At 64.7% G+C, this 20,973-nt stretch carries 20 protein-coding genes; 14 read left to right on the forward strand and 6 right to left on the reverse strand.

Annotation, left to right across the window (positions count from 1 at the left end):
* Positions 1-231 precede the first annotated feature (231 nt).
* Positions 232-1,263: a sulfate ABC transporter substrate-binding protein gene (locus K1177_RS02810; RefSeq protein ID WP_396119284.1), complete on the forward strand. Its 1,032-nt coding sequence runs from the start codon at positions 232-234 to the stop codon at positions 1,261-1,263.
* A gap of 57 nt (positions 1,264-1,320) precedes the next feature.
* Here the strand turns inward: K1177_RS02810 and K1177_RS02815 are convergent, their stop codons facing one another.
* From K1177_RS02815 to K1177_RS02830, 4 genes are all read right to left on the reverse strand, one after another.
* The gene (locus tag K1177_RS02815) at positions 1,321-1,608 is read right to left on the reverse strand and encodes a DUF6894 family protein (RefSeq protein ID WP_224701807.1); all 288 of its coding nucleotides are present in this window, start codon (positions 1,606-1,608) and stop codon (positions 1,321-1,323) included.
* 73 nt (positions 1,609-1,681) lie between these two features.
* Complete coding sequence (locus K1177_RS02820) at positions 1,682-2,233, reverse strand: flavin reductase family protein (protein WP_224701808.1); 552 nt, start codon at positions 2,231-2,233, stop codon at positions 1,682-1,684.
* Positions 2,234-2,241: 8 nt separating this feature from the next.
* On the reverse strand, positions 2,242-2,580 hold the full coding sequence (gene fdxA, locus K1177_RS02825) for a ferredoxin FdxA (protein WP_224701809.1): 339 nt from the start codon (positions 2,578-2,580) through the stop codon (positions 2,242-2,244).
* A 108-nt stretch (positions 2,581-2,688) separates the two neighbouring features.
* On the reverse strand, positions 2,689-3,291 hold the full coding sequence (locus tag K1177_RS02830) for a superoxide dismutase (protein ID WP_224701810.1): 603 nt from the start codon (positions 3,289-3,291) through the stop codon (positions 2,689-2,691).
* A gap of 155 nt (positions 3,292-3,446) precedes the next feature.
* Here K1177_RS02830 and K1177_RS02835 point away from each other — a divergent pair, with 155 nt between their 5' ends.
* The 12 genes from K1177_RS02835 (at position 3,447) to K1177_RS02890 (ending at position 15,903) form a co-directional block, all read left to right on the forward strand.
* Positions 3,447-4,043, forward strand: a complete 597-nt coding sequence (locus K1177_RS02835; RefSeq protein WP_224703676.1) for a helix-turn-helix transcriptional regulator — start codon at positions 3,447-3,449, stop codon at positions 4,041-4,043.
* Positions 4,044-4,538, forward strand: a complete 495-nt coding sequence (locus tag K1177_RS02840) for a group III truncated hemoglobin (RefSeq protein WP_224701811.1) — start codon at positions 4,044-4,046, stop codon at positions 4,536-4,538. It abuts the gene before it with no gap.
* 154 nt (positions 4,539-4,692) lie between these two features.
* Entirely contained in the window at positions 4,693-5,559 is an 867-nt protein-coding gene (gene cysT, locus K1177_RS02845) for a sulfate ABC transporter permease subunit CysT (RefSeq protein ID WP_224701812.1), read from the forward strand.
* Positions 5,549-6,418, forward strand: a complete 870-nt coding sequence (cysW, locus tag K1177_RS02850) for a sulfate ABC transporter permease subunit CysW (RefSeq protein ID WP_396119289.1) — start codon at positions 5,549-5,551, stop codon at positions 6,416-6,418. Before cysT ends, cysW begins: the two co-directional genes overlap by 11 nt.
* A 35-nt stretch (positions 6,419-6,453) precedes the next feature.
* The gene (locus K1177_RS02855) at positions 6,454-7,488 is read left to right on the forward strand and encodes a sulfate/molybdate ABC transporter ATP-binding protein (RefSeq protein WP_224701814.1); all 1,035 of its coding nucleotides are present in this window, start codon (positions 6,454-6,456) and stop codon (positions 7,486-7,488) included.
* Between the two features lie 99 nt (positions 7,489-7,587).
* Complete coding sequence (locus K1177_RS18480) at positions 7,588-9,204, forward strand: GGDEF domain-containing protein (RefSeq protein ID WP_224701815.1); 1,617 nt, start codon at positions 7,588-7,590, stop codon at positions 9,202-9,204.
* A complete protein-coding gene (locus K1177_RS02865; RefSeq protein ID WP_224701816.1) occupies positions 9,201-9,707 on the forward strand; it encodes a GAF domain-containing protein in 507 nt (168 codons plus the stop codon). The genes K1177_RS18480 and K1177_RS02865 overlap by 4 nt, the downstream gene beginning before the upstream one ends.
* Before the next feature lie 208 nt (positions 9,708-9,915).
* A complete protein-coding gene (locus K1177_RS18485; protein WP_224701817.1) occupies positions 9,916-10,845 on the forward strand; it encodes an ABC transporter permease in 930 nt (309 codons plus the stop codon).
* Entirely contained in the window at positions 10,842-12,023 is a 1,182-nt protein-coding gene (locus K1177_RS02875; protein ID WP_224701818.1) for an ABC transporter permease, read from the forward strand. The genes K1177_RS18485 and K1177_RS02875 overlap by 4 nt, the downstream gene beginning before the upstream one ends.
* Positions 12,020-13,039, forward strand: coding sequence for an ABC transporter ATP-binding protein (locus tag K1177_RS02880; protein ID WP_224701819.1), 1,020 nt, complete (start codon positions 12,020-12,022; stop codon positions 13,037-13,039). Before K1177_RS02875 ends, K1177_RS02880 begins: the two co-directional genes overlap by 4 nt.
* 172 nt (positions 13,040-13,211) lie before the next feature.
* The gene (locus K1177_RS02885; RefSeq protein ID WP_224703677.1) at positions 13,212-14,189 is read left to right on the forward strand and encodes an ABC transporter ATP-binding protein; all 978 of its coding nucleotides are present in this window, start codon (positions 13,212-13,214) and stop codon (positions 14,187-14,189) included.
* 130 nt (positions 14,190-14,319) lie between these two features.
* Positions 14,320-15,903, forward strand: a complete 1,584-nt coding sequence (locus tag K1177_RS02890) for a peptide ABC transporter substrate-binding protein (protein WP_224701820.1) — start codon at positions 14,320-14,322, stop codon at positions 15,901-15,903.
* Between the two features lie 171 nt (positions 15,904-16,074).
* Here the strand turns inward: K1177_RS02890 and K1177_RS02895 are convergent, their stop codons facing one another.
* On the reverse strand, positions 16,075-16,542 hold the full coding sequence (locus K1177_RS02895) for an Lrp/AsnC family transcriptional regulator (RefSeq protein ID WP_224701821.1): 468 nt from the start codon (positions 16,540-16,542) through the stop codon (positions 16,075-16,077).
* Between the two features lie 208 nt (positions 16,543-16,750).
* Between K1177_RS02895 and putA the strand changes: the two genes are divergently transcribed.
* Positions 16,751-20,164, forward strand: coding sequence for a bifunctional proline dehydrogenase/L-glutamate gamma-semialdehyde dehydrogenase PutA (gene putA / locus K1177_RS02900; RefSeq protein ID WP_224701822.1), 3,414 nt, complete (start codon positions 16,751-16,753; stop codon positions 20,162-20,164).
* 23 nt (positions 20,165-20,187) lie between these two features.
* Here putA and K1177_RS02905 read toward each other — a convergent pair whose 3' ends face one another.
* A complete protein-coding gene (locus tag K1177_RS02905) occupies positions 20,188-20,895 on the reverse strand; it encodes a hypothetical protein (RefSeq protein ID WP_224701823.1) in 708 nt (235 codons plus the stop codon).
* Positions 20,896-20,973 lie beyond the last annotated feature (78 nt).

A 20,973-nucleotide genomic window follows, 5' to 3' on the forward strand; every position in this document is an offset into this window, starting at 1 on the left:
GGTCAGCTTGCGCCCGGCATGACAGGCCCGCGGCGTTATCGCGCTGTTAAGACCCTGGAATGAGATTGCGCGCTCGCTGCCGCGTCGCTCTCGTTGGCCGGCTTTTTCCCGTCGATGCGGGGTTTCGAGCAAATCGTTTCCAATCGCCAGGGATCGGCGTGTGCCGCAATGCTTGTAATACCCCACTAATGTGGTAGTGTTTTAGGCATAGATCTCACTGGGAGACCGATTGTGAAACACGCCCCCAAACTGATCGCCTACGCCGCACTCGCCGCATCGCTGCTTTTCGGATTTATCGTGACTGCACATGGGCAGGAGCGGACGCTGGTCAATGTGAGCTATGACCCCACGCGCGAGCTCTACCAGCAATTTAATGAGGCTTTCATCGCCCATTGGCAGCAGACCACCGGCGAGACTGTCGCCGTGCAGGTCACCCATGGTGGCTCGGGCGCCCAGGCCCGCACCGTGATCGACGGGCTCGAGGCCGATGTGGTGACCCTGGCGCTCGAGAGCGACATCAACGCCATATCCGACGCCGATCCTGCCCTGATCCCCGCCGACTGGCGCGCCAGCTTTCCCAACAACAGCGCGCCCTATACCTCCACCATCGTTTTCCTGGTCCGCAAGGGCAATCCCAAGGGCCTCAATGACTGGGGCGACCTGGTCAAGGATGGCGTCGAGGTGATCACGCCCAATCCCAAGACCTCTGGCGGCGCCCGCTGGAACCTCCTGGCCGCCTGGGCCTGGGCCAAGTCGCAGCCTGGTGGCTCCGATCAAACCGCACAGGCCTTCGTCACCGATCTCTATAAGCACGTCCCCGTGCTCGACACCGGCGCCCGCGGCTCCACCACCACCTTTGTGCAGCGCGGCATTGGCGATGTGCTGCTGGCCTGGGAAAACGAAGCCTATCTGGCGCTCGAAGAACTGGGTCCCGATGCCTTTGACATCGTGACGCCCTCGGTCTCGATACTGGCCGAACCCCCGGTCGCCCTGGTCGTTGGCAATGCCGACAAGAAGGGCAATGCCGATCTCGCCAAGGCCTATCTCGACTATCTCTATTCCGACGAGGGCCAGGCCATTGCGGCGGCCAATTACTATCGCCCGTTCAAGCCGGACGCTGCGGCCCCCGAGGATATCGCCCGCTTCGGCGCGCTCAACCTGGTCACCATCGATGACTTCGGCGGTTGGCGCGAGGCTCAGCCCAAATTCTTCGGCGACGGCGGCATCTTCGACCAGATCTACTCCGGGGCACCCCCGCAATAACCTCGTCCTCCCCAGACGTTGGCGCCGGCCTTTTGGCCGGCGTTTTTGTCTGGGCTGTCAGTGCACGGTCTGCGGCTCGAGCGGTGGCTCGTCATCGTCAATGCCGCCACCCACCTTGGGGCCGGCCCAGAACACCAGATAGAGCAGTTCCTCGCCATCTGAATCGGTGATCTCGATCGAGCGGGGCAGGGTGGGGTCCTCGCCCTTGCTCTTGGCGTGTTCTACAATTGCCTTGGCCAGCGCGGCCGCGTTGTGTTCGGCGGCATCCAGGTCTGGCAACTCGCTGCCATCGGTGTCCCGGATCAGCTCGTCATCAGTGCGGTAGTGAAAATAGTAGCGGGGCACGGCAGGCTCGCTCAGAAGGGCGTTCAGCAGGCGCAGGGAGAAGCCCAACGCCGGTGTGACCCCCAGATTGGCACTAGCGGGCGCTGCCGTCGAGTCCGGTCAGGCCATGATAGCCATGGCGCTGCCAGACCAGCGGGCTGCGCCCGGTGTTGGTTTCGGCCTCGATGATGGCGCCCGCGAACAGCACATGGGTCTCGGTGGCAATCGATCCGATCACTTCACAATCCAGCGCCGTGACGGCCCCCAGCAGCATCGGGTGGCCCGAAGGCCAATGCGTCCAGTCCCCGGCCAGAAAGCGATCCTTGGGGTCCAGCCGTCCGGCAAAGGCATCGGCCACGCCGTTCTGGTCATCGGCCAGGATCGCCAAGGAGAAACCGCGGGTCTTGGCGATGAAATCGGCCAGCCGGCTGGTGATGTCGATGGAGACCAGAAGCGTTGGTGGGCTCATCGACAACGACAGCATGGAGGTGACGGTGCGCCCGATGCGCTCGTCGCCACGGCGGGCCGTGACCACGCTGACGCTTGATGCGACGCCGGCCATCGCCGCCCGGAACTCGGCGCTGCCCACCACCGGCTGGCGGGTGGGGCGCATCGACATTGTCTCGGGCAGTTCGAAATCAGCCATGGCCTCTATCATGTTCCTTCTCCCGGCAATTCCGAGAACAGATCTCTCAGCTTGTCCGGTCGGCCCTCCATGGCCTTGGCATTGCCCGGTGGCTGGCCCTTTTCGCTAATGTTGGGCCACAGCCGGGCAAATTTGCGGTTGAGCTCGATCCAGGGCGCCATGCCCGGCGCAGAGTCGGACTGGATCGCATCGATCGGACACTCCGGCTCGCATACACCGCAATCTATGCATTCGTCCGGATGGATCACCAGCATGTTTTCGCCTTCGTAAAAGCAGTCCACAGGGCAGACCTCGACGCAGTCCATGTGTTTGCAGGCAATACAGTCCTCGGTGACGACGTAAGTCATGGCAGTGTCCGCTGGACGCCAGGGGCGATCACCTCCGGCAAAATAGCTTGCATCGGCACCCTGCGGGCCTGCCGCGCGGACGCCGATGCGGGTGGGGAAGGGGCGGGATCAGCCCAGATTGGCTTCGGCGAACTCGTAATTGGCCAGCTTGTCGAGGAAGTTGGTCACATAGTCCGGACGGCGATTGCGGAAGTCGACGTAGTAGCTGTGCTCCCACACATCCAGGCCCAGCAGCGGCTTGCCTTCGCCGGTCGCCAGCGGATTGCTGCCATTGGCAGTCTTGGTGGTCTTGAGCTTGCCGTCATTGCCCAGCACCAGCCAGGCCCAGCCCGAACCGAACTGCGTGGTGGCGGCCGTCTTGAAGGCCTCCTTGAAGGCATCGACCGAGCCGAAATCGCTCACGATCTTGGCTTCCAGCCTGCCACCGAGAGCGCCGCCCTTGGGCGACAGGGCATTCCAGAAATGGATGTGGTTCCAGTGCTGCCCGGCGTTGTTGAACACCGGCGCCAGGTCCGCCTTGTCCTTGGCGAAGGCGATAATCTCTTCGAGCGATTTGCCGGCCAGATCGCTGTTCTTTTCGACGAAGCCGTTGAGCGCGGTCACATAGGCCTGGTGATGCTTGTCATGGTGCAGCTCAAGCGTTTCCTGGCTCATGCCGCGGTCGGCAAGGGCGGAATGGGCATAGGGCAGGTTTGGCAGTTCGAAAGCCATGGGCAACTCCTTGTGCTGTTGCGCCGCACTTGCGTTTTGCAGCTGTGGCGGCTAATTTCCAAGTCATGACTTTGAAAACCTTCCCGACAGATATGTCAAGTGATGGCTTGGAAAATGTGAGTTGGACGCCCCGCAGCCCGGCGGAGCGCGTGCTGATGGTACTCAAGATGCACGGGCCGCAATCGGCGGCCTCGGTGGGCCAACATCTGGGCACCACTGGCGAAGCGGCGCGCCAGCAACTGGCCCGGCTCGCCGAAGAGGGGCTCGTGGTGGCCACCAGCCAGGCCAGCGGCGTCGGGCGGCCGACGCAGAACTGGGCGCTGACCGCCGCTGCCCAGGCGCGCTTTCCCGACACCCATGCTGCGCTCACCGTGCAATTGCTCGACATCGTGCGCAACACGCTGGGGGATGAGGCGCTCAACAGCATCATCGCCACCCGCGAGGCAGACACCAGTGCCGCCTATGCCGCTGCCATGGTGGGTCGCCCGGCGCTGCGCGACAAGGTCGCGGCCCTGGCCGGACTGCGCTCGCAGGAAGGCTATATGGCCCAGTGGCAGGAGGAGCCGGACGGCTCACTGCTGCTGCTCGAAAACCACTGCCCCATCTGCGCTGCCGCAACAGCCTGCCAGGGCTTCTGCCGCTCCGAACTGGACGTGTTCCGCGCCGTGCTCGGTCCCGATGTCAGTGTCACCCGCGCCGAGCACATCGTCTCGGGCGGTCGCCGCTGCAGCTATGCAATTCGCGAGGCCTGAATGAGCGACGCTGACAATCCCCGTCCGCCCCTGGGCACGCAACATCAGCGCCAGGGTTGGGACACGCCCGATGGGCTCGACGAGGTCATGATCCGCGCCGTTGTCGACGCCTTTTACGCGGAGGCGCGGCGCGACCCTGTCATCGGCCCGGTGTTCAACAGCCGCATTCCGCCCAAGGCCTGGCCAAACCATCTCAGTCTGATTGCCGATTTCTGGAGCTCCATGCTGCTCGGCTCCGGACGCTATGGTGGCCGGCCCATGCCCAAGCACATGGCCATTCCCGAACTGTCCGACGCCCACTTCATGCGCTGGCTGGCGCTGTTCCGTCGCACGGTCACCCAGCTCTGCCCGCCTGACATCGCTGCGCTCTTCATCGAGCGCTCCGAACGCATCGGCAACAGCTTCCGCATGAACATTGCCATGCGGCGCGGCGCTGACATCAAATCCATGGCGCCGCTGGAACGCGAAGACCCCATCTGGACCCCGCCCGGCTGAGCAATCTCCCAGGCGCGGACGGCGCAGAATAGTTTTCTCTCCGCCGCTTTTGAAACGCCAAGCGTCGCCTTTAGGAAACCTGACTGATCCACTAGGGTAACCCTCGCCGAACCGGTTGAGAGGTCGAAATGTCACGCCATTCCTGGGCGATCGCTTGAGCACCGCCGCAGCTGCAAGGCGCCCCGCCTGGCGCTGGAGTCGCCCCAGTGTCATCCCCGGGTTCGGGCTGACCATGGGCTTCACGCTGGCCTATTTCTCGCTGATCATCATGCTGCCACTGCTGGCGCTGGCCATCCGCTCGGCGGGCCTTGGCCCCATGGGCTTCTGGGCCGCCGCGACCGATCCGCGCGTATTGGGGGCCCTGCGGGTCAGCTTTGTCACGGCCCTGATCGCGGCGGCCATCAACGTCGTATTCGGCACGCTCATCGCCTGGGTGCTGGTGCGCTATCGCTTCCCCGGCCGGCGTATTTTCGACGCCATCATCGATCTGCCCTTTGCCCTGCCCACGGCCGTCGCCGGCATCGCGCTCACCGCCATCTATGCGCCAAATGGCGTGGTGGGGAGCCTGTTTGCGCCGCTGGGCTGGCGCATTGCCTATACGCCGGCGGGGATCGTCATCGCCATGGTCTTTATCGGTCTGCCCTTCGTGGTGCGCACCATTCAGCCGATCCTCGAAGAGGTCAGCCATGAAGTGGAAGAGGCTAGCGCCACCCTGGGTGCTTCCCGTTTTCAGACCATCACGCGGGTGCTCTTGCCCAGCCTCACCCCGGCCATCCTGACCGGCTTCGCCCTGGCCTTTGCGCGCGGCGTGGGCGAGTACGGCTCGATCATCTTCATCGCCGGCAATATCCCCTTTGTGTCCGAGATTGCGCCGCTGCTGATCTATATCCGCCTGCAGGAGTTCAATTATGTCGGCGCCACCGTCATTGCCACGGTGATGCTGCTGATCTCGTTTGCGCTGCTGTTTGCCATCAACCTCATCCAGGCCTGGAGCCGACGGAGATATGGCTATGGCCACTAAGCTCACCGCACGTCGCCGCCGCAAGGCCTCGCCCACCAGCGAATCCCCCCTGGTGCAGGGCCTGCTCATCGCGCTCTCGCTGCTGTTCATGGGCGTCATTCTGCTGCTGCCGCTCTATGCGGTGTTCCACGAGGCCCTGAGCAAGGGCATCGGCAGCTATTTCGCAGCGTTGCTGGAGCCCGATGCGCAATCGGCCATCCGCCTGACGCTGCTGGTCGCGGCTATCGCCGTGCCTCTCAACCTGATCTTCGGCCTGGCCGCGTCCTGGGCTATCGCCAAGTTCGAATTCAAGGGAAAGGCTTTCCTTATCACCTTGATCGACTTGCCGTTTTCGGTTTCGCCGGTGATCTCGGGCCTGGTCTATGTGCTGCTCTTCGGCGCCGGCAGCGTGCTGGGACCGTTTCTCAAGAGCTACGGCATCGAAGTGTTGTTTGCGCTGCCCGGCATTGTCCTGGCGACCATTTTCGTCACCTTTCCATTCGTTGCCCGCGAGCTCATCCCCCTGATGCAGGATCAGGGTTCGGGCGACGAGGAAGCGGCGCTGTCGCTGGGCGCCAATGGCTGGCAGACCTTCTTCCGCGTTACCCTGCCCAATATCAAATGGGGCCTGCTGTACGGCGTGCTGCTCTGCAATGCGCGCGCCATGGGCGAGTTCGGTGCCGTCGCGGTGGTCTCGGGCAAGATTCGCGGCCAGACCACCACGATCCCGCTGCAGGTGGAAATGCTCTACAATGAATACAACGCGACGGCCGCCTTCGCACTGGCGTCGCTGCTGGCCCTGCTGGCGCTGGTGACACTGGTGCTCAAGAGCGCTCTCGAATGGCGCTTCAGTGCCGAAATCGCCGCCGGCAACCATTGATGCGCCCTTTGGCGACAACTGACAGGATTGAGTGAATGGACGTTCGTGTCACCAATGTGCGCAAGGAATTCGACCGCTTCCCGGCGCTGCATGATGTCTCGCTCGACATCCATTCGGGCGAGCTGATCGCCCTGCTGGGCCCGTCCGGCTCGGGCAAGACCACGCTGCTGCGCCTGATCGCCGGGCTGGAAATGCCCACCACAGGCCGCATCTTCTTTGGCGATACCGACGCGTCCGAATGGACGGTGCAGCAGCGCAACATCGGCTTTGTGTTTCAGCACTATGCCCTGTTCCGCCATATGACGATCCTGGAGAACGTCTCCTTCGGCCTCAAGGTGCGGCCGCGCTCGACCCGTCCGCCCGCTGGCGAAATCCGCCGCCGCGCGCTCGAACTGCTCGATCTGGTGCAACTGTCGGGCCTCGAGAAACGCTATCCCAATCAGCTTTCGGGCGGCCAGCGCCAGCGCGTGGCCCTGGCCCGCGCCCTGGCGATTGAGCCGGCTGTGCTGCTGCTGGACGAACCCTTTGGCGCGCTGGACGCCCAGGTCCGCCGCGAGCTGCGCAAATGGCTGCGCGAAATCCATGACCGCACCGGCCACACCACGGTCTTCGTCACGCACGACCAGGAGGAGGCGCTGGAGCTGTCCGATCGGCTCTGCGTGATGAGCCAGGGCCATGTCGAACAGGTTGGCACGCCCGACACCATCTACGACCAGCCCAGCTCGCCCTTTGTCTTTGGCTTCATTGGCGAATCCAGCCAATTGCCCGTGACCCTGGTCGATGGCGAAATCCGCCACGGCAACACCGCCATTGGCCAGTCCAGCGGCCCGCTCACGGCCGGTCCGGCGCGGCTGTTCTTCCGCCCGCACGATGTTGATATCGTTGAGCCCGGCGCCGGATTGACCGGCACCGTGCACTCCAGCCGCCGCGTGGGCGGCACCCGCCGGGTGGAGCTTGACCTGGGTGCGGGGCAGCTGGCTGAGATCGATCTGCCGTTCGACCAGGCGTTCAGCCAGAGCGCGGCGATCAGCTTCCGGCCGCGTCGCTGGCAGCTGTTTTCGGCGGGCTGATCGTCGAAATGTTTCAATTTGTCATAAAATTGCACGACGGCTTAGGAGTTTAGCTACCGCTGCGCCGTAGTCTTGGGCCGACGAACCCAAGAGTGCACCGTGTCCGTTTCCGGCATCGCTTTCGATGACACCTTCATGCTCGGCGCGCGATTGCTGCGGTCGGGCCGGTGTATCGAAGCCATCGAAGCCTTTCGCACGGTCTATAGCCGCGCCCTGGCAGACAATGAAATCGGGCTGATGGCAGCCTGCCTCAACGAAATGGCCTGGTGCTGCTATCGTCTGGGTGAGGTGGAGCAGGGCCTCGAATATGCCATGGGTGCCAAGTGGCATTGGGGCAGGGCCGGCAATACGGCCGAAAAGTCTCGCGCCCTGGCCATCGAAGCCATTCTCTTCCTCGATATCGGCTTCAGCGACGAAGCCTATAGCGCTGCCGACCAGGCGGTGAAGCTGGCGCTGACCACCGAGTTTGAATCCGTTCACGCCTTCACCCTCAATGCCAAGGGCATCGTGCTGGCCGTCTGCCACGAGGCGCAACTGGGGCTCCAGTTGCTGGAGCGCGCGCTGGGGATCGCGGCCCGCCAGCAAAACCATGCCGCCCAGGCCTATTACCTGCTCAATATCGGCTTCTGCCACGGCAAGCTGGCCGAGGAAGCCCTGTCGCTGCTTGAGCCCGAGCGCGCCGACGCCGAGAACCGTATCGCCACAGAATTGAGTGCCCTGGCGGTCGATCTGGCCGAAAGCGTGGGTGACGACTGGACGCTGCGCACGGCCCTGAGCAACAGCGCCGAACTGCTGTCCAAGCAGGGCCGGCATGACCTTGCCATCGAGCTGATGGACCGGCTGGCCGAATTGCCCGAACTGCCCGGCATCGGCTTGCGCATCCACTATCTCTATACACTGAGCGATGTGCTGCTCCGGTCGGGTCGCTGCGATGATGCGCGCGTCGCCGCGGCAGAGTCGCTGGCCCTGGCGGAAGGTTCCGGCATCGTCGAACACCAGACCAGCGCCGCCGCCAAGCTGGTGGAGATCCTTGAGGCCCAGGGCGACACCCGCGCCGCCTTCGCCATGCACAAGCGCTTCCACGGCCTCTATGTGCGACAGGCCGGCGAGACGGCGCGCCGCCGGGCGCGCGTCGAGGAAATCCGCTCCGAGACAGACCGGCTGCGCGACGAGGCCTCCATGCTGGCCGAGCAGGTGATGTGCGATCCGCTGACGGGCATCGCCAATCGCCGCAGCTTCGATCAGATCCTCAATCGCCTGGCGGGTTCGCCCATTGCCATCGGCATGCTGGATATCGACCTCTTCAAATCGGTCAACGACCGCTTCTCGCACATTGTCGGCGATGCCGTGCTGCAGCGCATTGCCCGGATCATGGTCGACCAGATCGGCCCGCATGGCCATGCGGCACGGCTGGGTGGCGAGGAATTCGCGCTCATCTTCCCCGACATCGCTGAGGCCACGGCCGCGGCGCTTTGCGAAGGCGTCCGCGTGGCGGTGGCCAATGCCGACTGGTCCCATATTGCTGAAGGGCTGGCGGTGACCGTCAGCGTCGGGCTCGCCACGGGCAGGGGCGACGTCCCGTCCGGTCTGCTGTTGCAAATGGCCGACAGGCGCCTCTACATGGCCAAGACCACTGGCCGTGACCGCATCATCTCGCGCGATACGCCCATCCTGGTTCACGACAACGCAGAACCGCGAAAGCAATCCATCGCATGACGACGACCCCCAACGCCGAGGCCTTCCGCGCCTTTGAGGAAGCCCTGGCACGTTATACCGATCCCGCCCAGACGGGCGCGGCCCTCCATGCCCTGGCCGAGGCCGTTATCGGCGTGCGCCTGTTCACGCTGACGGCGATCAACATGGATGCCGGCCATGTGCGCCGCGTCTACACCAGCCACCCCGAGGTCTATCCGCTGCTGGGCACCAAGCCTATCGTGCGCGACGAGTGGTTCGAGGCCATGCGCACCGAGCGGCGCATCACCTCCATCAATACGGCCCAGGGCATGGAAGGCAATTTCCCGGACTTGGCGCTCATCCGCGAACTGGGCTGCAATGCCTCGATCAGCGTGCCGGTCATGGCTGGCAACGACCTGCTGGGCACCATCAATGCGCTCGACGCCGAAGGCGCCTATCCCGGCGAAGTGGTGGCCCGCGCCGCCGATCTCATCATTCCGGCGACGGCTGTTTTCCTGATCCTGCGCAATCACTTCACTCTCTAACCATCTGGTTTGCCGCGCCGCACCGGTCAAACCGGCGGCGCCGGATGGGGTGATGTCCGTCCGGCGCCCGCACACGCCGAAAGTCTCAACAGGCAAATCCGTCGCCGCCTCTTGCAGTAAAATTTTTTTAGTGCTGTCTTATAAATTATGTCAGCACTGTGTCCGCCGCCCATCTGCCCGATCGTCCACGCCCGTGTGAGGCGCTGAGGTGCCCACCTATATCCTCCAGCGCCTGGGCATGATGCTGCTGACCCTGTGGGCCATCGTGACGCTCACCTTTTTCCTCATGCATGCCGTGCCCGGCGGCCCCTTCGTGTCCGAGCGCATGCTGGCGCCCGAAATCGCCGCTGCGCTCAACGCCAAATACGGCCTCGATCAGCCGATCTGGGTGCAATATCTGAGCTACCTCAAGGGCGTGCTGACCCTGGACCTCGGCCCCTCGTTCAAATACCCGGGTGTTTCGATCAACACCATGATCGCCACCGGCCTGCCGGTGACGCTGCAGACGGGCCTTCTGGCCGTGATCTGCGTGGTTGCGCTGGGCATTCCCATGGGCATCGTCGCCGCGCTCAACCGCAACCGCTGGCCCGATACCGCCGTGATGATGATCGCCACCATCGGCGTCGCCATTCCCAGCTATGTCATCGCCACCGTGCTGCTCTATGTCTTCGCCCTGCGCCTGGGCTGGGTTCCCACCTTCGGGCTCGATGACTGGCGCGGCTATGTCCTGCCGGTCTTTGCGCTCTCGGGCTTCTGGGTGTCCTTCGTCGCCCGCCTGACGCGCTCGTCGCTGCTGGAAACCTTCGAGCAGGACTACATGACCACGGCCCGCGCCAAGGGCCTGCGTCCGGGCCAGATCCTGTTCAAGCACGGCCTGCGCAATTCGCTGGTGCCGGTTGTGACGGTTCTCGGCCCGGTGGTCGCCAATCTCATCACCGGCAGCTTCGTCATCGAGCAGATCTTTGCGCTACCCGGCATCGGCCGCCAGTTCGTGCTCTCCATCACCAACCGGGACTATACCGCCATCATGGGCATCACCATCTTCTACGCCGCCGCCCTGATGGTGATGATCCTGATCGTTGACCTGCTCTATGCCGTGCTCGATCCGCGCATCAAGCTGAGCGGAGCCAGGGCATGACCGACACCCGCATCATTGCACCCGAAATGTGGGCGCCGCTGGCGCCCGAGGATGGCGCTGCTGCCGTCGGTCGCCCGAGCCTGACCTATTGGCAGGATGCCCGCCGGCGCCTCTGGGCCAACAAGCCCGCCGTCGTGGCGCTGGTGTTCATTATCCTGCTGATCCTGGGCGCCATCTTCGGCCCCTGGTTCAGCCCCTATAGCTATGCCGACCAGAATTTGAAGCTGGCCAATATCCCGCCGGCGTTCGAGACCTATGCCGTCGACGACGGGCAGGGGGGCACCACCCGCTTCTTCCTCAATGCCTCCAACTTCAACCTCTATGAGGTTGATGCCCAAGGGCATGTGCTCGGCCTGCTGCGTGGCGGCCGCAAGGACATGATCAAGAAGATCCAGCCCTATACCTTCGGCGATACCACGGTCGCGCTGGACTATTCGGCTTTGCCGGCCCGGCTCGTCGCGGCGGACGGCAGCACCATTTCGCCCTCCGGCTGGTCCTGGAACCGCACCTATCTGTTCGGCACCGACCAGCTCGGCCGCGACGTGCTGGTGCGCCAGCTGTTTGGCGCCCGCATCTCGCTCACCGTCGCCTTCGTCGCGACCTTGGTGAACTTCTTCATCGGCATCTTCTATGGCGGCCTGGCCGGCTACATCGGCGGCCGCACCGATGCCATCATGATGCGCATCGTCGAGATCATCTCCACCATCCCGCTCACCCTCTACGTGGTGCTGTTGATGGTGGTGTTCGACAGCGGGCTCTATTCGATCATCATCGCCATCGGCTCGGTGTTCTGGGTCGATATGGCCCGCATCGTGCGCGGCCAGATATTGAGCCTGAAGAGCCAGGACTATGTCGCCGCCGCGCGCACCATGGGTGCCGGCACGCGTCGCATTCTCACCCGCCACCTGCTGCCCAACTCCATCGGCCCGATCATCGTCACCCTGACCATGCTCATCCCCTCGGCCATCTTCATCGAGAGCTTCATGAGCTTTATTGGCCTGGGCGTCACGCCGCCGCTGGCCTCCTGGGGCACGCTGACCTCGGAAGCCGTCGAAACCATGCGCGCCTATCCGCACCAGCTGTTCTTCCCCGCGGCTGCCATTTCGCTGACCATGTTCGCCTTCAACTTCCTGGGCGATGGCCTGCGCGATGCGCTTGACCCGAGGTTCCGCAAATGACCGCCGCAACCATGGGCACGCCCATCCTTTCCGTGCGCGACCTCGCCACCAGCTTCTTTTCCCAGCGCGGCGAAGTGCAGGCCGTGCGCGGCGTCAGCTTTGACGTTCACCCCGGTGAAATCCTCGGCATTGTCGGGGAGTCCGGCTCGGGCAAGTCCATCACCTGCATGTCGGTGCTGCGCCTGCTCAAGGCCACGGGCCGCATCAAATCCGGTTCGGCCCTGTTTGATGGCCAGGACCTGCTGGCACTCGACGAGGCCGACCTCAGGGACATCCGCGGCAACAAGATCGGCATGATCTTTCAGGACCCCATGACCAGCCTCAACCCCACTTTGACCGTGGGCGAACAGGTTATCGAGACCATCCTGCGCCATCGCCAGGCCACACGCTCCGAAGCCCGCGCCCGCGCCATCGAACTGTTCGAACTGGTGCGCATCCCTTCGGCCGCCGCCCGGCTCAAATCCTATCCGCATGAATTTTCCGGCGGCATGCGCCAGCGCGTCATGATCGCCATTGCTTTGGCCTGCGATCCCAAGCTGCTGATTGCCGATGAGCCCACCACGGCGCTCGACGTCACCATCCAGCGCCAGATCCTGGGCCTGCTGCGCGATCTCCAGGCGCGCCTCGGCATGGCGGTGATCCTGATCACCCATGACCTCGGCGTCATCGCCGAAGTCACCGACCGCATCGTGGTCATGTATGGTGGGCTCGTCATGGAAACCGGCCCGGTGCGCGACCTCTTCGCCCGCCCCATGCACCCTTATACCCGCGGCCTCCTGGCCTCGGTGCCCGATCTGAGGGACGATAGCCACAAGCGGCTGACACCCATTCCGGGTTCGCCCCCCGACATGGCCCATCCGCCCGCCGGCTGCCCCTTCACCGCCCGCTGCCCCCATGCCATGCGCCAATGCGCAGCCGCACTGCCGCCCCTGTTCGGCGACAGCCACGCCGCCCGCTGCTGGCTCCACCATGCCGAGGCGCCGCGCATCGCCGGCATCAACGAGGTGGCAGCATGACTCTTTGTGCAACCACCAGAGGTTTTGTCCCCTCTCCCCTGACGGGAGAGGGTCAGGGTGAGGGGTTCAGCGTCGGTCGCACGCTCACGCTGGTCACGACCTCTGAACCCCTCACCCGGCGCTCTGCGCCGACCTCTCCCCTCAGGGGAGAGGTGGAGGCCGCCACGCCATGATGACCCAGCCCCTCGTTTCCGTCCGCGACCTCAAGAAGCACTTCACCATGGGTGGGCCGCTGTTTGCACCCAAGCCGGTGCTGCGCGCCGTCGATGGCGTCGATCTCGACATCCGGCGCGGCGAAACGCTCGGTCTTGTCGGGGAATCCGGCTGTGGCAAGTCCACGCTGGCCCGCACGCTGATCCGGCTCTATGAGCCCACCACGGGCTCCATGGTCTTTGACGGACAGGACGTCGCCCATCTCTCCGAGCGCGACCTCGTGCCGTTCCGCCGCCGCGTGCAGATGATCTTTCAGGACCCTTATGCGTCGCTCAATGGCCGCATGACGGTGCGCGATCTCATCGCCGAGCCGCTCGAGATCGCCCGCATCGGCACGCCGGAAAGCCGCACTGCCAAGGTGCATGAATTGCTGGCGCGCGTCGGCCTCCATGCCGACCACGCCAATCGTTTCGCCCATGAGTTCTCCGGCGGCCAGCGCCAGCGCATCGGCATTGCCCGCGCCATCGCGCTCGAGCCCGATCTGGTGATCTGCGACGAACCCATTTCGGCGCTGGACGTCTCGGTCCAGGCGCAGGTCGTCAACATGCTCGAGGATCTGCAGGACCAGCTCGGGCTGACCTATCTGTTCATCACCCATGATCTCAGCATGGTCCGCCATATCTCCGATCGCATCGGGGTGATGTATCTGGGCAAGATCGTCGAGCTGGCCAGCAACACCGATCTCTATGCCCGGCCGAGCCACCCCTATACCCAGGCGCTGCTGGCCTCCATTCCCGTACCCGACCCGACCGCGACCCGCCCTGCCGATCCGGTGCGCGGCGAGATCCCCAGTGCCATGGCCGTGCCCAGCGGCTGCCGCTTCCGCACGCGCTGCCCCATGGCCACTGAACTCTGTGCGAGCAGCGAGCCGGCCCTGCGCGACATCGGCGGCGGACATCTGGCCGCTTGCCATTATGCCGGCGAGGCCGCACCGTGAGCTCGGGCCTTACCCATTCGGCTGCCGAAGGCCGGCATCCGGCGCAGCACATCGATATCGAAGGCGGGGCAAGCATTGCCGCTCCGCTTGCGCGAGCGGGGTCCCAAGACCCCATTTTTGGAGAGAGAGCATGACCAAGCATTTTCTGCCGCTTCTGACTGCGGCGTTTCTTGCGTCCACGATGGGGGCATTTGCCGCTGGCGAGTTGACCTATGTGGTCAACAACGAAAGCGCCAAGTATGACCCCGGCACCACTGCCGAGACCTTTGCTGCCCCGATCATCGGCAACACTTTCGAAGGCCTGGTGCGCTTCGATGCCGACAGCAATATCGTGCCGGCGCTGGCCGAGAGCTGGGACGTCTCCGAAGACGGCCTGACCTATACCTTCCACCTGCGCGACGCCAAGTGGAGCGACGGCAAGCCCGTCGTGGCTGGCGATTTCGAATATGCCTGGAAGCGCGTGCTCGATCCAAAGACTGGCGCGATGAACTCGGCGATGCTGTTCTCCATCGTCGGCGCCGAGGAGGCCTTCAATGCCACTGCCGACGTGGCCGGCATTGCCATCTCCGCCCCGGACGACAAGACGCTGACCTTCACGCTCAAGTCTCGCGTCCCCTACATGATGCAGCTTCTGACCTACACCACCTTCTTCCCCGTGCGGAAGGATGTGGTCGAGGCCGATCCCGAAGGCTGGACGCGCAACCCCGCCACCTTCATCGGCACCGGCCCGTTCCGCGTCACCGAGTTCAACGCAGGTGAATCGGTGGTGTTCGAGAAGAACCCCGAATATTACGACGCCGACGCCGTCTCGCTCGACAAGCTGACCTTCCGCCTGATCCCCGATCCGGCAACGGCCCTGGCCGCCATGGAAGCCGGCGATGTCGACGGCATTGAATCGGTCCCGGCGCCGGAAATTCCGCGTCTCTCGGTGGAATCGGATGCCTTCATGGTCGTGCCGGCCCTGGGTACCACCTATGCCTTCTTCAATCCCAACCAGGCGCCGCTCGACAATCTCGACGTCCGCAAGGCCCTCTCGATGGCCATCGACCGCGAAGAGATCGTCGAATTCGTGCTGCAGTCCGCTGACATTCCGGCGCTGGGTCTCGTGCCTCCCGGCATGACCATCAATGGCGAGGAATTCACGGACGGCCGCGACACCTTCGGCCTGTCGGAAACCGCTGATGTCGACGGCGCCAAGGCGGCCCTGGCCGCAGCTGGCTATCCCGATGGCGAAGGCTTCCCCGAAACCGTCTTCATGACCTATTCGTCCCCGCCGATCGAGAAGCTGCTCGAAGCCATCCAGCAGATGTGGAAGCAGAACCTCAACATCGACGTGAAGATCCAGGCCAGCGAATGGCAGGTCTATTATCCGGAAGTCCAAAAGGTCGAATACCAGATCGCCCAGATGGGCTGGGGCGCCGACTATCCGCACCCCATGACCTTCCTCGACAACTTCGTCACCGGCAGCCCCAACAACCTCGCCAACTGGTCCAACGCCGACTATGACGCCGCCATCGCGGCCGCCAAGGCTACCGGCGACGAGGCTGAATCGCTGGCCGAAATGCGCAAGGCCGAGGCCATCCTGATGAATGACCACGTCATCCTGCCGCAGTATCATCGCAACAACTACATGATGATGAGCCCCAAGGTGACCGGCTTCTGGCGCTCGACCCTGAACGTGCCCTACTTCCGCGACGCCAAGATCGCTGAATAAGCCACCGCACACCCAGCTCCCGCCCACCAAGGCGCGGGGGCTGGCCAACTTCTCTGTCGCTCCGTCATTGCCCGGCTCGTCCGGGCAATCCAGCATCGGAGGCTGGCCGATGAATCACCCGGACAGGCCGGGTGATGACGGCGCCTGTGGAGGCATACCGCGCCCGCTCACTCACTCCTCGTCCCCCTTAACCGCCTCCATCGACACATGCGTGCTGGTATGCGCCACATGGGGCAGGGCGCTGATGCGTTCGCCCAGCACTTCCCGGTAGTCGGCAATGTCCTTGGTCCGCACTTTCAGCAGATAATCAAAGCTCGAGGCGATCATATGGGCCTGTTCCACCTCCGGAATGGCCCGCACCGCCTTGTTGAACGCCGCCAGCGCCGCCTTGCGCGTATCGCTGAGCTTGACCTCGACAAAGGCCACATGCGGCAGGCCCAGCCGCTTGGGATCGATCACTGCGCGATAGCCCAGGATATAGCCGGCCTGCTCCAGCCTTGTGATCCGCGCCTGGCATGGCGTCTTGGAGAGGTTCACGCGCCGGCTCAGCTCCGCCACGCTGATCCGCCCGTCCTGTGCCAGCTCGGCCAGGATTTTCCGATCGATCTGGTCCAAAGTCTCGTAGGTGAGAGTTTTCATGGCGATTTATCCTGCGCAATGGCCTCATCATAACGCAGGGTCACGTAGATCGCTACATGATCAGGCGAAACGCCTAGAGCAAGAGCGATATTCTGGTGTGACCTCATGAAGAGCCAGTCACGCCAGGTGAGCGCGCCGATCTCCGGCCATCACCCTGCCGCCTGATGCCTCCAATGTGGGTCTTGGTCAGCGCTTGCTTGAGGTTTCTATGTCCACTGTCGCCATTCGTCAGGCCCTGCGTGCCCGCAACATCGCCCCCGAGGCTCCGCTGGTGCGTGATCTCATCACGGCGACAGGCCTTGATGCCGCCGCCCGTCAGGCCATTTCCGCCCATGCCGAAGCGCTGGTCACCGCCGTGCGCAAGGGCAATCGCCTCGGCCTGATGGAATCCTTCCTCGCCGAATATGGGCTGGACACCGATGAAGGCGTGGCGCTGATGTCGCTGGCCGAGGCGCTGCTGCGCGTGCCCGATGCCGAGACCGTCGATGCGCTCATCCACGACAAGGTGGGCGGCGCCGACTGGACCGGCCATTTCGGTGGCTCGGACAATCGCCTGGTCAACTTCTCCTCCTGGGCCCTGAGCCTCACCGCCGACGTGCTCGGCGATCCCGAGGTGGGCCCGCGCAATGCGCTCCATCGCGCCATTGCCCGCCTGGGCGAACCCGTCATCCGCACCGCCGTCGGCCAGGCCATGCGCCTGCTTGGCAGCCAGTTCGTCTTTGGCCGCACGATCGACGAAGCCATCAGCAATGCCCGCAAGCCCGAAGCGCTGGGCTATCGCTATTCCTATGACATGCTGGGCGAGGCCGCCCGCACCAGCGAAGATGCCGCCCGCTATTTCGACGCCTATGCCGCTGCAATCGCGAGCCTCGCGCCGCATTGCACTGCCCCCTCGGTGCGCGACAATCCGGGCATTTCGGTCAAGCTCTCGGCGCTCCATCCGCGCTATGAGGAGGCCCAGCGTCATCGCGTGATGACCGAACTGGTCGCCGCCACCCGCAAGCTGGCGCTGGCCGCCCGCGCCGCCAACATGGGTTTCAACATCGACGCCGAAGAGGCCGACCGGCTCGATCTCTCGCTCGACATCATTGCCGAGGTGCTGGCCACGCCCGAACTGGCCGGCTGGGACGGTTTTGGCATCGTGGTGCAGGCTTATGGCAAGCGCGTGCTGCCGTTGATCGACTGGCTCGACGCCACGGCCAAGGCGCTGGATCGCCGCATCATGGTGCGCCTGGTCAAGGGGGCCTATTGGGACGCCGAGATCAAGCGCGCCCAGGTGCTCGGCCTGCCGGACTATCCGGTCTATACCCGCAAGGCCTCGACCGACGTCAGCTATATCGCGGCGGCGCGGCGCCTGTTTGCCGCCAGCAACATCTATCCCCAGTTCGCCACACACAATGCCCATACCGCTGCCGCAGTGCTGCATCTGGCGGCCGAGGCCGGGCGCTACAACGACAGTTTCGAGTTCCAGCGCCTGCATGGCATGGGCGAGCGCCTGCATGAAGTGCTGCGCACCAACCACGCGGCCCGCACCCGCATCTATGCGCCGGTGGGTGCCCATAAGGATCTGCTCGCCTATCTGGTGCGGCGCCTGCTCGAAAATGGCGCCAATGGTTCGTTCGTCTATCAGATCGCCGATGCCGATATTCCGGCGGCCACCGTCGCCGAAGACCCCATCGGCAAGCTGCTGGCGCTGGAGACATCCGGCCAGGGCTTGCCCAATCCCGCCATCCCGGCGCCATCGGCCATCTTTGCGCCGCGCGTCAATTCCGCCGGGCTCGACCTCACCGATCCCGTAGCCTTTGGCGCAACCGAGGCGGCCCGGGCCGCCTTCGCCAAGTCCCAGTGGCACGCAACCCCGCTCACCTTTCCCCTGGGGGCAGAGGTCGACCCGCAGGGTGGGGTGAGGGGGCCCTCGGTGGCCGTAACCAACCCCGCCGATCCCGCTGACAGCCTCGGAACCGTGCGCGATGCGACGCCGGCCGAAGTGGCGGGCGCCATCGCAGCCGCCAGCGCCGCGTCCTGGCCGCAGGTTCCGGTCACGGCGCGCGCCGCGCTGCTGCGCAAGACTGCTGATCTCTATGAGGCGAACGCGGCCGAGTTCTTCGCGCTGCTGGCCCGCGAGGCCGGCAAGTCCTGGGCCGATGCCGTTGCCGAAGTCCGAGAGGCCGTCGATTTCCTGCGCTACTACGCCGATGAAGCCGAGCGGCAGCCCCTGGCGGCACCGCGCGGGCCCTTCGCGGCCATTTCGCCTTGGAACTTCCCGCTGGCCATCTTCACAGGCCAGATCGCCGCGGCGCTGGTGGCGGGCAATCCCGTGCTGGCCAAGCCGGCACCGCAGACCCCGCTGATCGCCTTCCGCGCCGTCCAGCTCATGTACGCCGCCGGCATCCCTGCGGACGCCATCCAGCTCTTGCCGGGCGCGGGCGAGGTGGGCACGCTGCTCACCAGCAATCCCGCCATCGCTGGCGTCGCCTTCACCGGTTCGCTGCCCACGGCGCGTCGCATCGATCAGGCCATGGCGGGCAATCTGGCGGCCACCGCGCCGCTCATCGCCGAGACCGGCGGCCTCAACGCCATGATCGTGGATTCCACCGCGCTGCCCGAGCAGGCGGTGCGCGACATCCTGGCCTCCGCCTTCCAGTCGGCGGGCCAGCGCTGCTCGGCCCTGCGCGTTCTCTATGTGCAGGAAGACGCTGCCGAGCGCACGCTCGACATGCTCATCGGTGCCATGAACGAGCTGACCCTGGGCAATCCCTGGCAGCTGGCGACAGATATCGGGCCCGTCATCGACACCGCCGCGCGATCAAAAATCCTTGCGCATATCGAGGCTTACGAGCGGAAGGGGAATCTGATTCATCGCTTGAAGGCGCCTGATGAAGGCACCTTCGTGGCCCCCACCTTGCTGCGGGTGAAGACCATTGCCGATCTCGATGAAGAGATTTTCGGGCCGGTGTTGCATGTCGCCACCTTCAAGGCCGATGAGCTCGACGCCGTCATCGCTGCGATCAATGCCACCGGCTTCGGCCTGACCTTTGCCATGCACACCCGCATTTCCTCACGCGTGCGCCAGGTGTCCCAGGCCGTCCATGCCGGCAATATCTATATCAACCGCAACCAGATCGGCGCGGTGGTCGGCTCGCAGCCCTTCGGCGGCGAGGGCCTGTCGGGCACCGGCCCCAAGGCCGGCGGCCCGGCCTATCTGCCGCGCTTCACCCTGGGCCATGCACCGGTCAACACGGCTTCGCTGAAGCTGCCCGGACCGACCGGGGAGAGCAATGTGCTACACACCGCCCCCCGTGGCGCCGTGCTCTGCCTGGGCCCGACGCCGGCCGATATCGAGGCGCAATCGGTGATGTGCGCCACGCTGGGCAATACCGCCCTCGTCGCCGAGCTGGACCTCGACGCCCTCAGCCATGCCAAGACCTTCGATGCGGTGGCCTGGTTTGGCGACGCGGCCACGCTGCGCACCATCCGCATTGCCCTCAGCGCACGCAGCGGCGCGCTGATCCCCCTGTTGACCAGCCCCGACGATGCCCATCGCCTGCTGCTCGAGCGCCACGTCTGCATCGACACCACAGCCGCCGGCGGCAACGCCAGCCTGATGGCCCAGGCCGGGTAAACCCGGCCTGGCGACCACGGGCGCTAGCGCCGCTGGTAGGTGTTCTGCAACTCGTCCCGCACCACGACAGCAACGCCCTTGGCTTCGAGCCGATAGTCGGCATCGAGAATTCGGGTCGAGTAGCGCCAGCCCTCGGGCAGGGTCAGGCGGCTGCCCAGATCGGTCAGGTCCGCCAGGCTGAGCTTGGGGTCGACCATCTGGGCATACGACTGCATCATATAGACATGGCCCTGCGTGTCTGTGAGCTCGAACACCGGCTTGCCGGCGGCAAAGACAAACACCGTGTCGCGGTCGACCTCCTGCGGGGCATAGCTCTCCTCGGTCATGCCGCCAAACAGCTTGCGCTCCAAAGTGGCGCGCTGCGTCATTGCGATGGTGCCGAACATCGTCGGCGCGCTGGCGATGGATGCGCCGCGCCCCTCGATGCCGTCGATCGTCCAGTGCCGGGGGCCGTTCTTGATCACCGCCGTGACCCCCAGCGCGCCCTTGAGGGCGTCGGCATCGAGCGCATTCCACGCCTGCGCCGGGCAGTCATTGAGCCCGATAGTGTTGTAGACGGTCACCTTGAGCGCCAGCATCTGCCGCTCCACAGTCAGGATCTCGCAATAGCGATCATCAAAGATCCCCCTCGCGCCGCCTGTCGAGGCGTCATTGGCATTGGCTGCGGCTGGGGCAAAAACCAGCCCCGCCAGAAGCGCGACAGTGGCAAGGATCGGGTTCAGGGGCGGCATTGTGTCCTCGTGGGCTGTGGTCGTCACCCTTGACTCTAGGGGGCGGCCGGGGGCTAGGCTACTCGGGTTTCAGGCAGC

Origin of the sequence: Devosia aquimaris, from assembly GCF_020169335.1 — a bacterium.
Lineage (GTDB): Bacteria > Pseudomonadota > Alphaproteobacteria > Rhizobiales > Devosiaceae > Devosia > Devosia aquimaris.

Excerpts from the sequence above, each read along its gene's own strand:
- K1177_RS02820 (WP_224701808.1), bottom strand. The coding sequence starts at position 2,233 with ATGGCTGATTTCGAACTGCCCGAGACAATGTCGATGCGCCCCACCCGC.
- fdxA (WP_224701809.1), bottom strand. The coding sequence starts at position 2,580 with ATGACTTACGTCGTCACCGAGGACTGTATTGCCTGCAAACACATGGAC.
- K1177_RS02830 (WP_224701810.1), bottom strand. The coding sequence starts at position 3,291 with ATGGCTTTCGAACTGCCAAACCTGCCCTATGCCCATTCCGCCCTTGCC.
- K1177_RS02835 (WP_224703676.1), top strand. The coding sequence starts at position 3,447 with ATGGTACTCAAGATGCACGGGCCGCAATCGGCGGCCTCGGTGGGCCAA.
- K1177_RS02840 (WP_224701811.1), top strand. The coding sequence starts at position 4,044 with ATGAGCGACGCTGACAATCCCCGTCCGCCCCTGGGCACGCAACATCAG.
- cysW (WP_396119289.1), top strand. The coding sequence starts at position 5,549 with ATGGCCACTAAGCTCACCGCACGTCGCCGCCGCAAGGCCTCGCCCACC.
- K1177_RS02855 (WP_224701814.1), top strand. The coding sequence starts at position 6,454 with ATGGACGTTCGTGTCACCAATGTGCGCAAGGAATTCGACCGCTTCCCG.
- K1177_RS02865 (WP_224701816.1), top strand. The coding sequence starts at position 9,201 with ATGACGACGACCCCCAACGCCGAGGCCTTCCGCGCCTTTGAGGAAGCC.
- K1177_RS02875 (WP_224701818.1), top strand. The coding sequence starts at position 10,842 with ATGACCGACACCCGCATCATTGCACCCGAAATGTGGGCGCCGCTGGCG.
- K1177_RS02880 (WP_224701819.1), top strand. The coding sequence starts at position 12,020 with ATGACCGCCGCAACCATGGGCACGCCCATCCTTTCCGTGCGCGACCTC.
- K1177_RS02885 (WP_224703677.1), top strand. The coding sequence starts at position 13,212 with ATGACCCAGCCCCTCGTTTCCGTCCGCGACCTCAAGAAGCACTTCACC.
- K1177_RS02890 (WP_224701820.1), top strand. The coding sequence starts at position 14,320 with ATGACCAAGCATTTTCTGCCGCTTCTGACTGCGGCGTTTCTTGCGTCC.
- K1177_RS02895 (WP_224701821.1), bottom strand. The coding sequence starts at position 16,542 with ATGAAAACTCTCACCTACGAGACTTTGGACCAGATCGATCGGAAAATC.
- putA (WP_224701822.1), top strand. The coding sequence starts at position 16,751 with ATGTCCACTGTCGCCATTCGTCAGGCCCTGCGTGCCCGCAACATCGCC.
- K1177_RS02905 (WP_224701823.1), bottom strand. The coding sequence starts at position 20,895 with ATGCCGCCCCTGAACCCGATCCTTGCCACTGTCGCGCTTCTGGCGGGG.